This is a genomic window from Pedobacter sp. CFBP9032 (genome assembly GCF_034045265.1).
Classification (GTDB): Bacteria; Bacteroidota; Bacteroidia; order Sphingobacteriales; family Sphingobacteriaceae; genus Pedobacter.
The window spans coordinates 302,693-317,995 of record NZ_JAXCWE010000006.1 but is presented as its reverse complement, the minus strand read 5'-3'; the positions used below and the strand labels follow the sequence as shown (position 1 = coordinate 317,995).

At 37.6% G+C, this 15,303-nt stretch carries 12 protein-coding genes and 1 tRNA gene; 8 read left to right on the top strand and 5 right to left on the bottom strand.

Going from position 1 to position 15,303, the window contains the following annotated elements; genetic code table 11:
- Window positions 1-46: 46 nt before the first annotated feature.
- From gcvH to feoB, 6 genes are all read left to right on the top strand, one after another.
- Window positions 47-427, top strand: coding sequence for a glycine cleavage system protein GcvH (gene gcvH, locus SOM16_RS13925; RefSeq protein ID WP_320464600.1), 381 nt, complete (start codon window positions 47-49; stop codon window positions 425-427).
- A gap of 12 nt (window positions 428-439) precedes the next feature.
- Window positions 440-838, top strand: a complete 399-nt coding sequence (locus SOM16_RS13920; RefSeq protein ID WP_320464599.1) for a VanZ family protein — start codon at window positions 440-442, stop codon at window positions 836-838.
- 259 nt (window positions 839-1,097) lie between these two features.
- Window positions 1,098-3,914, top strand: a complete 2,817-nt coding sequence (locus SOM16_RS13915) for an outer membrane beta-barrel protein (RefSeq protein ID WP_320464598.1) — start codon at window positions 1,098-1,100, stop codon at window positions 3,912-3,914.
- 164 nt (window positions 3,915-4,078) lie between these two features.
- The gene (locus SOM16_RS13910; protein WP_320464597.1) at window positions 4,079-6,844 is read left to right on the top strand and encodes an outer membrane beta-barrel family protein; all 2,766 of its coding nucleotides are present in this window, start codon (window positions 4,079-4,081) and stop codon (window positions 6,842-6,844) included.
- A gap of 164 nt (window positions 6,845-7,008) precedes the next feature.
- The gene (locus tag SOM16_RS13905; protein WP_320464596.1) at window positions 7,009-7,227 is read left to right on the top strand and encodes a FeoA family protein; all 219 of its coding nucleotides are present in this window, start codon (window positions 7,009-7,011) and stop codon (window positions 7,225-7,227) included.
- Window positions 7,228-7,233: 6 nt separating this feature from the next.
- Window positions 7,234-9,342 (top strand): ferrous iron transport protein B, encoded by a 2,109-nt coding sequence (gene feoB, locus SOM16_RS13900; RefSeq protein ID WP_320464595.1) that lies wholly within the window; start codon window positions 7,234-7,236, stop codon window positions 9,340-9,342.
- Window positions 9,343-9,553: 211 nt separating this feature from the next.
- Here feoB and SOM16_RS13895 read toward each other — a convergent pair whose 3' ends face one another.
- Complete coding sequence (locus tag SOM16_RS13895) at window positions 9,554-10,030, bottom strand: Lrp/AsnC ligand binding domain-containing protein (protein ID WP_025145395.1); 477 nt, start codon at window positions 10,028-10,030, stop codon at window positions 9,554-9,556.
- A 341-nt stretch (window positions 10,031-10,371) separates the two neighbouring features.
- Here SOM16_RS13895 and SOM16_RS13890 point away from each other — a divergent pair.
- Window positions 10,372-10,515: transfer RNA gene (locus SOM16_RS13890), tRNA-Asp, on the top strand.
- Between the two features lie 151 nt (window positions 10,516-10,666).
- Window positions 10,667-11,686: a LacI family DNA-binding transcriptional regulator gene (locus SOM16_RS13885; protein ID WP_320464594.1), complete on the top strand. Its 1,020-nt coding sequence runs from the start codon at window positions 10,667-10,669 to the stop codon at window positions 11,684-11,686.
- A 54-nt stretch (window positions 11,687-11,740) separates the two neighbouring features.
- On the opposite strand, the gene frr is transcribed toward SOM16_RS13885, so the two are convergent.
- The 4 genes from frr to tsf form a co-directional block, all read right to left on the bottom strand.
- On the bottom strand, window positions 11,741-12,304 hold the full coding sequence (gene frr / locus SOM16_RS13880; RefSeq protein ID WP_320464593.1) for a ribosome recycling factor: 564 nt from the start codon (window positions 12,302-12,304) through the stop codon (window positions 11,741-11,743).
- A 39-nt stretch (window positions 12,305-12,343) separates the two neighbouring features.
- Entirely contained in the window at window positions 12,344-13,048 is a 705-nt protein-coding gene (pyrH, locus tag SOM16_RS13875) for a UMP kinase (RefSeq protein WP_320464592.1), read from the bottom strand.
- A 69-nt stretch (window positions 13,049-13,117) separates the two neighbouring features.
- Window positions 13,118-14,203 carry an N-acetylglucosamine-6-phosphate deacetylase gene (gene nagA / locus SOM16_RS13870; RefSeq protein ID WP_320464591.1) on the bottom strand — a complete coding sequence of 362 codons (1,086 nt, stop codon included), beginning with the start codon at window positions 14,201-14,203 and terminating at the stop codon, window positions 13,118-13,120.
- A gap of 249 nt (window positions 14,204-14,452) precedes the next feature.
- Complete coding sequence (gene tsf / locus SOM16_RS13865) at window positions 14,453-15,298, bottom strand: translation elongation factor Ts (RefSeq protein ID WP_320464590.1); 846 nt, start codon at window positions 15,296-15,298, stop codon at window positions 14,453-14,455.
- Between the last annotated feature and the right edge of the window lie 5 nt (window positions 15,299-15,303).

Sequence of the window (15,303 nt, the reverse complement as noted above, 5' to 3'; positions counted from 1 at the left end):
ACATTCAAACTTAATATTTAACTTTGCCCAAATTAATTATAGATACATGAACTTTCCATCAGAATTAAAATACACTAAAGACCACGAATGGGTTAAGGTTGAAGGTAACGAAGCTTTCATCGGCATTACAGATTTCGCACAACGCGAATTGGGTGACATCGTTTATATTGATGTTAATTCGGTAGGTGAAGAAGTAGCCAGAGAAGAAGTTTTCGGTACCGTAGAAGCTGTAAAAACGGTTTCTGATTTATTTATGCCGGTAACTGGTACGGTATTAGAAATTAATTCAGAACTGAATGATAATCCTGAACTGGTAAATTCTGATCCTTATGGAAAAGGCTGGATGGTAAAAGTATCATTATCAGAAATAGCAGAAATCGAAGATTTACTAACTGCTGATGCTTACCAGGCATTGGTTGGCGCTTAATCGTATCTTATTTTGTACAAAGCACTTAAACGGCAAAAATGGGCCATATTCTGGACGCTTATCATTTTGGTGCTTTGTAATATAAGGCTACCTGAATCTAACGGTCAGGGTTTCTTTTTTGTAGGATTTGATAAGATGACCCATTTGGGCTTCTTCTTCGTACTTTCTGTTTTTCTATTTTACGGGAAAATAAAATACCAGAATAGCTATGGATTTAGAACACTCACCATATTCAAAATCCTTTTACTCAATTTTATCATTGGCGGTGCAATTGAACTCTTACAGTGGAAGGTTTTTACTTACCGGTCTGCAGAGTGGTGGGATCTTGGCTGTGATATGTTAGGTGCCTTAATGGCTGTTTTTAGCTATATATTACTGCATAAATTGAATTTTGATGAAAAAAATAATTAGTTCAGTATTTATAATAGCCACTATACTTTTGAGCGGTTGCAGCATTTTTAAAAAAGACTGCAACTGCCCAAAAGTTTATTATAAAAGTTACCCATCTCAACGCAGGTAGCAGAATATTATCATCCCTCAAATGATGGAACAGTGATGTTCGTATTGCTGTATTTAAAATGTTACCGAGCATTTAACAATCTATAACAAACCTTTAAGCTTTCGCGTAGTCTGATAGCTTAATTTTGTATATATTATCTAAATTTTTTTAATGAAAAGGAACGTTCAAAGGGCAATCTTCATTGTTCTTATTTTTTGTAGCTATATCGCTCAGGCGCAGAATTCAGGTTCAATAAACGGTAAGGTTATCAATGCTAAAGATAAGCAGCCAGTAGATTTCGCAACCATAGCCGTCAGAAATCTGAAAGATTCGGTTGTGGTAGCATCAGGTCAGACAGCACCCGATGGTACATTTAGTTTTAAAGCAATCGCGCCAGGCAAGTATCGTATATACGCTGCATTTTTAGGTCTGAAAACGGCTACGAAGGATGTGGAAATAGCAAAAGCAGCTGTTAATGCGGGCGAGATTTCAATGACTGACGACGGTGTAGACCTAAATACGGTAAATGTTACCGCAAGCATTCCTGTAGTGGTAAAAACCGATACATTAGAGTTCGATGCAAAAACCATCAAAGTTCGTGAAAATGCAGTTGTAGAAGATGTATTAAAAAAGCTTCCTGGTGTTGAAGTAGCCAAAGACGGAAGTATTAAAGCACAAGGCGAAACGGTTACCAAAGTGAAAGTAGACGGGAAAGAGTTTTTTGGAACAGACCCGTTACTGGCAACAAAAAATCTGCCAGCAGATATGGTTGACAAGATTCAGGTGATTGATGAACAATCAGAGCAATCTCAGTTTTCTGGTGTAGATGATGGCACAAGAACAAAAATCTTAAATATCACTACTAAAGCCGGAATGAAAAAAGGGTATTTCGGGAATAGCACTGTTGGTTATGGTACACAGGACCGGTACGATGCCAGTATTAATGTAAATAAGTTTGATAACGACCAGCAATTCAGTGTAATCGGCCAGTTTAATAACGTTAATAAGCAAAATTTTGGTCAGGGAAATGGTGCGGGTAATGGTTTTGGCGGCGGTGGTCGTGGTAATTTCGGAGGTGGTGGAAGTGGTGCGGGTAGTGGCGGAATCACCAATACAAATGCCGGAGGGTTAAATTTTGCGGATACTTACAAAGATGGAACACAAATTCAGGGCAGTTATTTTTTCAACAGATCAGATGTGGCTAATCAGCAACAAAGTTTTACTCAAAACTTTTTAGGCAATAGCATTACAACTGTAGCAAACAATTCTGATAATAATACTGATCGAATTAATCATAGATTTAATTTCATGATTGATACCAAGCTGGATTCATCAACAACCATCAAAATTCAGCCTAATGTATCTTATACTCAGAGTGACGCTACAAATCTGAGTAATTATGACCGGAACCTGCTCGAATCAAAATCAACAGGTCTGCAACGCTATATTAGTAATAGTTCTACCCCGAATATCACCAATAATTTATTGGTTAGAAAGAAATTTAAAAGAAGGGGCAGAACATTATCGCTCAATGTAAATACATCTATAAATGATAATGATGCAGACAATTACAACTATATCTCTGAAGAAAACACAATTAATAGCGTAGTTACAAATACACTTACTGATCAATTAAACAGAGTAAATACGAACTCTATAAACAATACATCACGATTGGTTTATACTGAACCATTATCTAAAACCACCAGCTTGGAATTTAACTATCAGAATGGCTACAGCCATGATAACCAGGGCAGGCAAGTGTTAGATTTTAATTCAGCTAGCGGTCAGTATGATTTGGTAAATTTTGATTATACCAACACCTACGAAAATCAAACCCTAACTAATGCAGGTGGAGTAAGCTTCACTACTAATGAGAAAAAATATAACTGGAACATAGGTTTAGCTGCGCAGCAAACTAATCGTGAAAACGCCAACCTTACTACCGGATTGGTTAGAACTCAGAATTTTATCAATTTAACGCCATCTGCAAATTTCAGGTACAATTTCAGTAACTCCAGAAGATTAAATATTCGATACAGAGGAAATACACTACAACCGAGTATCAGTCAGATTCAGCCAATTCCTGATAATACCAATACACAAAGTGTTTTCATTGGAAACCCTGGTTTAAAACCTGCCTTTAACAATACTTTGAACATCAACTATAATAACTTTGATTTTGCTAAGAGCAGAATGTTTTTCGCTTTCTTAAGCTTAAATCAAACCTTCAATGCCATTGGAAACAGCAGTCAGCTGATTACTGACCGTAATGATGAAAACTTTGGTAAGATCAGAACCACTTATGTAAACGTTGATGGTGTTTATTCAGGAAACGGAAGTGTGAATTTCGGTATACCAATTATACCAGAAAGAAAACTGACTTTAAATGCATCCTTAAATGCAAATTATAATCGCAATGTGAATTTCACGACAGGCAATGATAATCCAAATGATTTAGTTAGAAATATTACAAATTCAATCGGAATTACTAACAGATACAACTTTGTAACCAACTTCGATAAGTTTGATTTAACAGGAGGCATATCCGGAACGTATAATAGGGCAACCTATTCTGCTCAACCAGATGCTACCACCAACTTTTATACCTGGAATCCTAGCTTCGATGTGAGTTACGTTTTTCCAGGTAATATCCGCTTAGCAGTAGACTTAGATTATATTAAAAATACAGGTAGAGGAGAAGGTTTCAATACGCAGTTTACGCTAGTAAACTCTTACATTAGTCGCCAGTTTTTTAAAAACAGAGGAACATTCAAAATTGCGGTTAATGATGCTTTCAATCAAAATCAGGGAATCAGCAGAACGGCAACAAACAATACCATCACCGATTTAAATTATAATGTATTAAAAAGATATTATATGCTTTCCTTCACTTACTCGCTCACCAGAATTGGTGGAAGAAATATGAGTGGTGATATGCAGATGCCTACGCCGGGCCAGGGTGGGGGACAACGCATGAGGATGTAGAATCACTTATTAATTTTCAGAGGCTCGTGTAAAACGGGCCTTTTTTATTTTTGAAAGATTAATAACCGTTTACGTAACGTTTATGTATTTCATTTGTTACCTGACGTAAATAAACCATTAAAGTGCGCAAGAGTCTTTATGTTTAAACTCAGAAAACTAACCGAATGAAATATTTTTTTACGCTGCTCCTTCTTTTCTTATGTACTATTAGTTATGCTCAGAATACTGGCTCTATTACTGGCCGTGTTATTCAATCGAAAGATAGAAAACCGATTGATTATGCTTCCATCATGATTAAAAATCTGGTAGATTCTACTACTATAGGGGCAGTAAACACAGGCGAAGACGGTACCTTTAGTTTTAAAGAACTTAAGCCAGGGTCATATCGGATCTATGCGGCCTTTCTAGGATTAAAGAATACCACTAAAGACTTTATTGTTTCTGTTGAAAAGCCTAATATAAATCTCGGTGATATCATTTTGGAAGGTGGTGTAATCGATCTAGAAACTGTCGAAATTAAAGCAGAAGTACCACCAATCGTGGTGAAACAAGATACATTGGAATTTAATGCCAGTTCATTTAAGGTAATAGAAAATGCTGTGGTAGAGGATTTACTCAAAAAGCTCCCGGGAGTAGAAGTAGATAAGGCGGGAACCATAAAAGCGCAGGGAGAAACGATTACCAAAATAAGGGTAGATGGAAAAGAATTTTTTGGGAATGATCCACTCCTGGCCACTAAAAATCTTCCTGCAGATATGATTGATAAAATTCAGGTAATTGATGAGCTTTCAGATCAGGCACAGTTTACCGGGATAGATGATGGTTCCCGGACTAAAATAATTAATATCACCACCAGGAAAGACAAAAAGAATGGCTACTTCGGTAATACAACAGCGGGTTATGGCTCAGATAAAAGATACGATGTTAATGCCAATGTAAATCATTTTAATCAGGATAGAAAACTCAGTGTAATTGCCCAGTTCAATAATGTAAATAGGCAGAATTTTGGTGGCGGTTTAGGTGGTGGAAACGGCGGGAACGGTGGCGGTAGAGGTGGAATTACCGAAACCAATGCTGCGGGTTTCAACTTTAATGACACCTATGCAGATCAAACAGAGATAAGTTTAAATTACTTCGTTAACAAATCAAACAACCTTATTCTGAGAAACAGCGTGACGCAAAATTTGCTGGGCAATGTAACTACTATTTTCAATAATGATCAGACCAATAATGCAAACCGTTTAAATCATCGGTTAAATTTTGTAGTGGATACCAAACTCGATTCGCTAACCTCATTGAGGATTCAGCCTAACCTAAGCTATACCAATAACGAAGGATTAAACAGCAGTAATTACACCAGGGACTATAATACCTACGCCATTAACGGTTCACAAAACCTCAGCAATAAAAATACTTCACCATCAATCAGTAACAATATCCTTTTTCGCAGAAAATTTATGAAAAGGGGTAGAACGTTATCATTGAATTTGAATACAAGTATAAATAATAATGATGCAGATAGTTATAACCGAAACGACGAAACGCGGACGGAAGGTGGTATAGCTACCTTAAGAAAAACCGATCAGTTTAACGATCAGGAAAGTGAATCCATAAATCAAAATAGTCGCCTGGTCTATACAGAACCACTTGATAAAACATTAAGTCTTGAATTCAACTATCAAAACGGTTATAACCATAATAAATCTGATCGGTTTACTTATAACTATAACCCGGCAACATTAGCATATGATCTTTTAGATACCACTTTCAGTAATGCTTATGAAAACACCATTTTAATCAATACCGCAGGCTTCAGCTTTAATAAGAATGGGAAAAAATACAATTGGAATGTTGGTATGGCTGTGCAAAATACAGATAGAACCAATAACAATATTACACGTGGATTTATTCTGAAGCAGAATGTTTTCAACTATACACCTTCTGCAATGTTTCGGTATAACTTCAGCAATAATAAACGATTCGTGGTGAATTATCGCGGCAGCACCAATCAGCCTACTATACAGCAATTACAACCCATTCGCAACAATACCGACACGCAGAATCTTCCTGTGGGTAATCCTGATTTAAAGCCTGAATTTAACAACAACCTTCGGTTGGCATTTAATAGCTTTACAGTGGGTAAAAACAGGTCGTTATTCATCAATCTGAACCTTACCCAAGCCTCAAACAAGATTGCTAATGCTACCAGTTTAATTTCATCAGGTAGAGATGAAGGTAAGTTAGCCATCCGTCCGGTTAACGTAAGTGGTGTTTATGCGGGCTCGTTAAACACTTCTCTCAGCTTACCCATCATGGCCGAAAATAAGCTGAATTTCCATGTAAACGTTGGTGGCAATTATAACCGCGATGTGAACTTCACTAATTCCGTGAAAAATATTACCAATAGCTGGGTGTTAACCAATGGATACCGTTTGGTATCTAACCTGGATAAATTAGATTTAACGGTTGGCGTAAATGGTGCTGTGAACCGGGCAACATATTCTGTACAGCCGGAATTCAATACCCGATTTTTTTCTTTTAGCCCAAACATTGGCGTTAGTTACCTTTTTCCTGGAGACATTCGCTGGTCGGTTGATGCAGATTACAGCCAGAATACAGGTAGGGGAGAAGGCTTTGATACCTATTTCACCATCGTTAATTCTTACATCAGCAAACAGTTTTTTAAAAACCGCGGAACGTTTAAAGCAGCTGTAAATGATTTATTAAATGAAAATCAAGGCATTACCAGAACAGCCAATAATAACACGATCCGAGATGAGCGTTACAATGTGCTGCAACGCTATTTTATGTTTTCTTTCACTTATTCTTTAAACAGGATGGGCGGTAAAAATCGGATCAGTGAAAAAGGTGAGGGGGGCAGGCGTAATCGTGGTAGCGAAAGTTTTGGCGGCGGGAGAACAAGAAATTAATCACAAGTTAGTCAAACCTGATCTTCGGCACTAAGATCCCTGCCTTCTATTTGGAATAAATCTAAAGAAAGGCTAACTTGCGACTGATTTAGCACATGAACCCGAAGGGATTGAGATAGTATTTTAATCGTGGAGGCTCCATCTGAGCATATAAACGAATACAGATGAAACTTTCAAATTTAAAAGTTGGCGAAAAAGGAACAATCGTTTCATTTACAGATCTTGATCTTTCTGTAAAATTGATGGAAATGGGTTGCTTGCCTGGTGAAGTGGTTGAAGTTGAGCGCTTTGCTCCGCTCGGCGACCCAATGGCTATTCGTGTTGCTGGTTATCAGCTTTGCTTACGTAAAAGCGAAGCCGATGTCGTTATTATCAATAAATAAGCTGGTTTGGATATTAAAGTTGCGTTAGTTGGTAATCCCAATACAGGTAAATCTACTCTGTTTAATCGCTTAACAGGATTAAACCAAAAAATTGGAAATTTTCCAGGGATTACGGTAGATAAGAAAACAGGTTTTATGAAACTTGCCGATGGCAAGAGTGCTGAAGTGATTGACTTACCGGGAACGTACAGCCTCTATCCAAAAAGTGCTGATGAAAGTATTGTTTTTCAGGTTTTAGCTGATGCAAAAAACAATAGCTATCCTGATATAATTGTGCTGGTGGTTGATGCCTCAAACCTAAAACGTAACATGCTTCTGTATTCGCAGGTTGCAGATTTAGGGATCCCGATGGTATTAGCTTTGAACATGGTCGACCTTTCTGAAAAACAAGGAATAAATATCGATTTAAATAAACTTGCTCAAAAACTAGGCGTGCAGGTTGTTTCTATTTGTGCACGGAATAATATCGGGATTGATAAACTAAAATATGCAATTACCAATACTACTAAAATTGCTACTCAATTTCAGGATGTTGATGTGAATATCCTCGCGCCAGCAGCGATTAATGCCATCAAATCAAAACTGAATTCTGATAACGATTACTATGCTTTGCAGGTTTTACATCAGCATGAATACCTTAAATTCTTTTCTGCAAAGGAACAAGAAGAAATTGAGGAGATAGAACAATCTCATCGATTTGAATCTTCTAAAACACAGGCTGCAGAAACTATTGTACGTTATAAGTATCTAAGTTCAATTTTGGCCGATGTAGTTACTGATGAAGGTATTGCTAAAAAATTTACTTTCAGCGATAAGCTTGATTCAATATTAACCCACAAAATCTGGGGATTTGCAATATTTATATTGATCCTTTTTGTCATCTTCAATGCCATTTTTGCCTGGTCGTCTTACCCAATGGAATGGATAGAAGCTGGATTTGGTTTCATTACAGAATTTGGTCATCAATATCTGCCTGAAGGGATGTTTACCAATTTACTTCTTGATGGTATTATTGCAGGGCTGGGCGGAATCTTCGTATTTATTCCTCAAATTGCCATTCTGTTTGCTTTCATCTCTATTCTCGAAGATACAGGCTACATGTCCAGGGTAACCTTTATGATGGATAAAATCATGAGCAAAGTTGGCTTAAATGGAAAATCTGTTGTACCTATGATCGGTGGCTTAGCTTGTGCAGTACCTTCAATCATGGCAGCAAGAAATATTGAAAACTGGAAAGACCGGATGATTACCATCATGGTTACACCTTTAATAAGCTGTTCCGCGAGGCTTCCGGTTTACATTTTGATTATTTCCTTAATTGTTCCTTCTGAAAATATTTTTGGAATTTTTAATATGCAGGGTTTAGCCCTGATGGTGATGTACCTGGTTGGGGTTATTGCTGCGGTGGTAGTGGCCTGGATTATGAAATTCATTATTAAAACAAAAGAGCGGGCCTATTTTATTATGGAGCTTCCAATCTACCGCATGCCAAGATGGAAAAATGTGCTTTATACCATGTACGAAAAATCGAAAACTTTTGTTTTTGAGGCTGGCAAAGTGATTATTGCCATTTCTATCATTCTTTGGGTGTTGGCTACTTTTGGTCCGGGAAATCGCTTTGATCAGATTGATCAGAAATATGAGTCTGCCTTAGCAGATACCACAAAAAATACAGCGCATATTGAAACGCTTATCGCTACCGAGAAACTGGAAAATTCTTACGTGGGCATTTTGGGGCATTGGATTGAGCCTGCTATTCGGCCATTAGGTTATGATTGGAAGATCGGTATCGGATTGATCACTTCCTTTGCAGCACGCGAAGCTTTTGTAGGTACCATGGCGACTATTTATAGTGTCGATGGCGGAGATGAAGATACCTCTACAATCAGAGAGCGAATGTCTGCTTCTAAAAATAGTCGTACAGGTTTACCCGTATATACTTTCGCTACTGGCATTTCGCTGATGTTATTTTACGCCTTCGCGATGCAATGTATGAGTACGGTTGCAATCGTTTACCGCGAAACCAAAGGCTGGAAGTGGCCAGTGATTCAGTTGGTTTACATGACCGCCATGGCTTACTTTGCAGCGCTTATTGCTTATCAGGTGTTGAAGTAGGGGAGAGAGGAGAGAGTAAAAAGTATCAGGTATCGGGTAGCAAGTATCAGGTAGCAAGTATCGAGTAGCAAGTATCGGGTAGCAAGATTTAAGTATCTGAATGATAGTTATACGTAACATGCGGCTTATAACTTCTATTTACAAGCTGCACTGCCAGCTTTTGACTCACATGGCAGATACTTATAACTTACAACCTATAACCTACAACTTCTTACCCTAACTCTATCTGCCTTTTAATACTTTCCTCTAAAGAGATTAAAGTTTCCGTTCGTTGAATACCATTAACGGCCTGAATTTCTTCGTTAAGCACATGGCGTAAATGATTGGTATCTCTGCAAATTATTTTGGCAAACATGCTATAGGCACCGGTAGTATAATGCAGTTCTACCACTTCTTTAATTTTACTAAGCTGGGCAACGGCATCTTTATATTGAATTCCTTTTTCCAGATAAATACCTAGAAAGGCGCAGATGTCATAACCAGCTTTTTGAGGATCGATAATCAGATGTGAACCCTTAATGATCCCCATTTCCTGCAACTTCTTCATTCTAACATGTATCGTACCACCAGAAACAATAAGGTCTTTTGCAATTTCGGTATATGGCTTGGTCGCGTCCTGCATTAACTGCTTCAATATATCAATATCGAGGTTGTCAATTTCTAAATTGGAATTGTCTTTTTTGAGCATATTTTTGAATTATGATAAGCGAATTTACGAATATTTATCAATATTATAAAAATAAAATTAAATGTTTAAAATATTTGCAAGGTATTAGATGTTCCATTACATTTGTATCAAGCAATTAACAAAAAGGAACGTTCTTTAACCAATTGCTAAACATACTGTAGGGTGGTGAAACAGGCAGACACACCTCCTTGTCTCGGTGGCGGAGAATAATGGGAATACCAGCAATGGCTAACCACTCCTTGGAGGTTCGATTCCTTCCCCTACAGCTGCTTAGTCTGGAGTCCTTAGTTTAAAGTCATGAGTAGACTATCAATTTGGAGACTCCAGACTAAGGACTAAAATGTTGGGTGGTGAAATTGGCAGACACGCCTCCTTGTCTCGGTGGTGGGGAATAATGGGACAAACGCAGTTTATTGGGTTGACCACAATTAATTTTTTGAACTGTAGCTAACTACCCCTTGAAGGTTCGACTCCTTCCCCAACAGCATTTTTTATGAATAATAAGTTAGTTAATTGAGCAATCCTGGATAGGTTGCTCTTTTTCATTTTGTAACCATCTGAAAAATATCTAAAATATTAGATCAGTTATTACTATATTACCGATTGATTACACCAAATATCTTGTAGTCCCTTGTAATGAAGAGAGTATCAATTAAAGACATAGCCAAACAACTAAACATTTCGATTACATCTGTCTCCTTTGTAATTAACGGAAGAGCAAAAGAAAAGAATATTAGTGATGCACTGACTAAAAGGGTTTTAGACCTTGTTGCAGAGCTAAATTACCAGCCAAATACACTTGCCACAAGCTTGAGAACAGGAAAGACCCGGATTATTGGCTTCCTGGTTGATGACATATCAGAGCCATTCTTCTCTGGCATTGCGAAGCGTATTGACGAGATTGCTTCTGAATTAGGATATAAAATTTTATTTAGCAGTACCCGGAACGATACAAAGAAAGCTATAGAGTTACTGCAAATCTTTGCAGACAGGCACGTAGATGGATATATCATGGCGCTGCCCGAAGGTTTGGAAGATGAAGTTAAAAAACTTATTTCGACAGATGCACCCGTTGTTTTGTTCGATCGATATGTGCAGGATGTACAAGCTGATTATGTAATTATAAATAATAAAGAAAGTACAGCCCTCGCAACGGAACATTTAATCGCTAACGGATATAAAAATATTGCTTTTATCACCGTTGATTCCATTCAGTTGCAAATGTTAGATCGCCTTGCTGGTTATGAAGAAACAATCGCACGGCATCAATTAAATCCATTCGTTAAAAAAATTAATTATAGTACATCAGCAACAACGATAAAAGAGATGACTGAATTTTTCCAGGCAAATAAGGAGTTGGATGCGGTTATCTTTGGAGCGAACTATATTAGTTTAGATGGTTTGAGAACCTTTCGGGCTATGGGGTTGCGCATTCAGAAAGATCTTGCTGTGGTTTCGTTTGATGATTTTGAAATCTTGGAGTTTTGTGATCCTCCGGTAACCGCAATTGCTCAGCCTTTGGAAGCTATCGCAGAAAATATTATGAAAACGATGATGGATAAATTGAAATCTACCAGCACAGATAAGAAATATAGTGAAGTGATGGTTCCAACAATTTTCAACATCCGAGAATCCAGTTCAAAAGCCAGGAAATAAAAAAAGGGAACAAGTTCATCACTTGTTCCCTTTTTTTATTTATGATGTAATTGATTAAACAGTCATTACATCTTTTTCTTTTGCCTCTGCATGTTTATCTACTTTGATGATATAAGCATCAGTTAATTTCTGAACCTCACCTTCACCAGTTTTAATTTCATCATCAGAAACGCCTTCGCCTTTAAGCTTTTGAATTTTAGTATTTGCATCTTTACGGATATTACGTACCGTAATTCTTCCACGCTCGGCTTCTTCCTTAACTTTTTTAACCAGGTCTCTTCTGCGTTCTTCTGTTAGGGGAGGTACTACCAAACGAATTACAATACCATCGTTCTGAGGATTAATACCAATATTTGCAACCTGAATAGCTTTTTCAATAGGTACTAAAAGTGATTTTTCCCATGGCTGAATCACAATTGTTCTGGCATCAGGAGTATTGATGCTGGAGACTTGGGATAGCGCTGTAGAAGCGCCATAATAATCTACAAAAATACCATCAAGCATGCCTGCCGACGCTTTACCAGCTCTAATTTTAGTTAGTTCAGATTCACAATGATCGATCGCTCTATCCATAGCAGATTCAGCATCCATCAGTTGTAATTGTATGAGTTCGTTCATAATGTGTGTATTTCTACAAAAGTAATAAATTTTAAATGCTTATTTAACCAAAGTACCGATCGATTCGCCGTTTGCAATCTTCATGAAATTTCCATGTTTATTCATGTCAAACACAATAATTGGAACCTGGTTTTCTTCACAAAGGGTGAAAGCAGTCATATCCATCACATTCAAGCCTTTATCGTAAACCTCCCTGAAAGAGATTTCTTCATATTTGGTGGCCAATGGATCTTTTTCAGGATCTGCCGTGTAGATACCATCTACGCGGGTTCCTTTTAAAACAACATCAGCTTTAATTTCAATCGCACGTAAAGCGGCAGCAGAATCAGTAGTAAAATATGGATTACCGGTACCTGCTCCAAAAATAACCACGCGGCCTTTTTCTAAGTGTCGCACGGCTCTTCTGCGGATGAATGGTTCACAAATCTGTTCCATCTTAATGGCTGTAAGTAAACGGGTTTTAATTCCAACTTTTTCTAATGCATCTTGCAAAGCCATAGAGTTAATTACAGTGGCTAACATACCCATATAATCAGCCTGCGCCCTATCCATCCCACTTTTTTCAGCACTTAAACCTCTAAAAATATTTCCACCACCAATAACGATGGCGATTTCCAAACCTTTATCGTGAACGGCCTTGATATCTTCAGCGTATTGTTTAACACGCTCATTATCAATTCCGTATTGTTTATCGCCCATTAGCGATTCGCCGCTAAGCTTTAGCAGGATGCGTTTGTATTTCATGACCTCAAAAATATTAAGTTTTTTTTAATACCGGGCTATCCTTTTTGATAAATGATGTAAATATTTAGATTAGATATTTGTGCCTTTGAATATCACCTTCTTTAAATTCAATTCATTATCCAATACCAATAGATTTGCAGGCTGCTCAACCGCAATCTTACCTGTAAGGTTTTCAATGCCCATTAATTTAGCCGGATGTTCAGTTGCCATTCTAATGGCTTGCGATAATTCAATATCACAATGGTTTACACAGTTTTTTACGGCTTCTAGCATGGTTAAAGAAGAGCCCGATAGTGTTCCGTCTGGCATTACAAATTTGTTGCCCTTTTGGATATGCTGATAAGGGCCGGTTGAACAAGGCGTAACGGCATCGGTAATCAAGAATAATCTTTCACCCGCCAACTTATAGGCCAGCTTCACTACTTCAAAGTCTACATGCTGACCATCTACAATGATGCTTGCCATTGCTTTATTATGGTTAAAGAATGCAGTAGGTATACCGGGTGCTCGGTGGTGAATAGGAGTCATGGCATTAAAGAGATGGGTGGTGGTTTGAATTCCGCTCTCGTAAGCATTAGTTGCTTCCTCGAAAGTCGCATCGCTGTGGCCTAAAGAAACCACCACATCATGATCTAAAAGGTATTGAATCACGTCTTCATCATGTAGCTCTGGAGCAATGGTCATCATTTTAATCACACCATCTCCAAAATCTAATAGTTCTTTTATTTCCGCTAAGGTTGCCTTCCTAACAAATGCAGGGATATGAGCGCCCAGTCGGTTTGGATTTAAGAAAGGCCCTTCCAAATGTAAGCCTAAGAAGTTTTTAGCTGATGAACGGTACTCCTTTGCCGCTGCAATACCCGCATTGAAAACTTCAGGAGTATTTGTGGCCATGCATGCCAGGAAACCTGTTGTACCTTTTTTTAGTAAATCATTTTCCATGATCATCAACGATTCTACTGTTGGTTCTGCTGAAAATAGTTTTCCTCCGGCACCGTATATTTGTAGGTCGATAAATCCTGGAACAACGAATTCCTGTTCCGTATTTCCCTGTGTTTCTTCTATAGAAATTATTTTACCATTATAAATACTGATGTTTTTTTCTTCTATTAAAATTTTATCAGCATAAAATTTAGCATTAGGAATGTTTAGCATAGCATTTTTTTTTTAGCGGCCTAAGTTACTAAGTTGATCGTTTATTTTGAATTAGGCGTCAGCTTGTTCATGTAAAAAAAAATATTTTTTTATTGAATATTATCCGGTGGAGATAGCCTCGGCAGATCTTCTTCAGGTGACTAACCTCACAAATCTTTCATTTTTAACATAGGAATATACCCTAATTTTGATCAAAAAAAATCCGGTTAACTTTTTCAGCTAACCGGATTTTAATATTATTTTAAATGCTTATGCACCTAACTGAACACGTTTGAAAGCAGATACGGTTAAACCTTTAGATGTATTATCTAAGAATTTACGAACGTCTACTGAACTGTCTTTAACAAACTCCTGGTTTAATAAAGTGCTGTCTTTGTAGAATTTGTTCAACTTACCAGCAGCAATTTTTTCAACCATTTCTTCTGGTTTGCCTTCTTGACGGATTACATCTTTAGCAATTTCGATTTCACGTTCGATAGTAGCAGGATCAACACCGTCTTTATCAACAGCAACTGGGTTCATAGCAGCAATCTGCATTGCAACATCTTTACCAGCTTCAGTAATATCTACGCCATTAGCGCCTTCAAATACCACTAAAACACCCATTTTACCATTAGAATGGATATAAGAAACGATTTTTTCACCAGATACATTTGCGTACTCCTGAATAACGATTTTCTCTCCGATTTTACCGGTTAGTTCAGTTATAGTTTCGGCAACTGTACGACCATCTTCTAAAGTAATCGCAGCTAATTCTTCAATAGAGGCTGGATTGTTAGTAACTGCTGCTGCTAAAACAGTCTGAGCTAAATTACGGAAATCTTCAACTTTAGAAACTGGTTCAGTTTCACAAGCTAAAGCAACTAATTTACCATTCGTACCATCTGCAGAAACGTTGATTGATACCAGACCTTCAGAAGTTGCATTACCAGAACGAGCGGCAGATACTTTTTGACCTTTTTTACGCAATAAATCAACAGCTGCTTCGAAATCGCCATTAGCTTCTACTAAAGCTTTTTTGCAATCCATCATACCTGCACCAGTTTGTTGGCGCAATTTGTTTACATCAGCGGCAGTAATTTGTACTGTAGACATTTTAT

Bases quoted from the DNA above. Each gene is read 5' to 3' on its own strand.
- SOM16_RS13905 (WP_320464596.1), top strand. From the start codon at position 7,009: ATGAAACTTTCAAATTTAAAAGTTGGCGAAAAAGGAACAATCGTTTCA.
- SOM16_RS13895 (WP_025145395.1), bottom strand. From the start codon at position 10,030: ATGCTCAAAAAAGACAATTCCAATTTAGAAATTGACAACCTCGATATT.
- pyrH (WP_320464592.1), bottom strand. From the start codon at position 13,048: ATGAAATACAAACGCATCCTGCTAAAGCTTAGCGGCGAATCGCTAATG.
- SOM16_RS13885 (WP_320464594.1), top strand. From the start codon at position 10,667: ATGAAGAGAGTATCAATTAAAGACATAGCCAAACAACTAAACATTTCG.
- SOM16_RS13915 (WP_320464598.1), top strand. From the start codon at position 1,098: ATGAAAAGGAACGTTCAAAGGGCAATCTTCATTGTTCTTATTTTTTGT.
- frr (WP_320464593.1), bottom strand. From the start codon at position 12,304: ATGAACGAACTCATACAATTACAACTGATGGATGCTGAATCTGCTATG.
- nagA (WP_320464591.1), bottom strand. From the start codon at position 14,203: ATGCTAAACATTCCTAATGCTAAATTTTATGCTGATAAAATTTTAATA.
- tsf (WP_320464590.1), bottom strand. From the start codon at position 15,298: ATGTCTACAGTACAAATTACTGCCGCTGATGTAAACAAATTGCGCCAA.
- SOM16_RS13910 (WP_320464597.1), top strand. From the start codon at position 4,079: ATGAAATATTTTTTTACGCTGCTCCTTCTTTTCTTATGTACTATTAGT.
- gcvH (WP_320464600.1), top strand. From the start codon at position 47: ATGAACTTTCCATCAGAATTAAAATACACTAAAGACCACGAATGGGTT.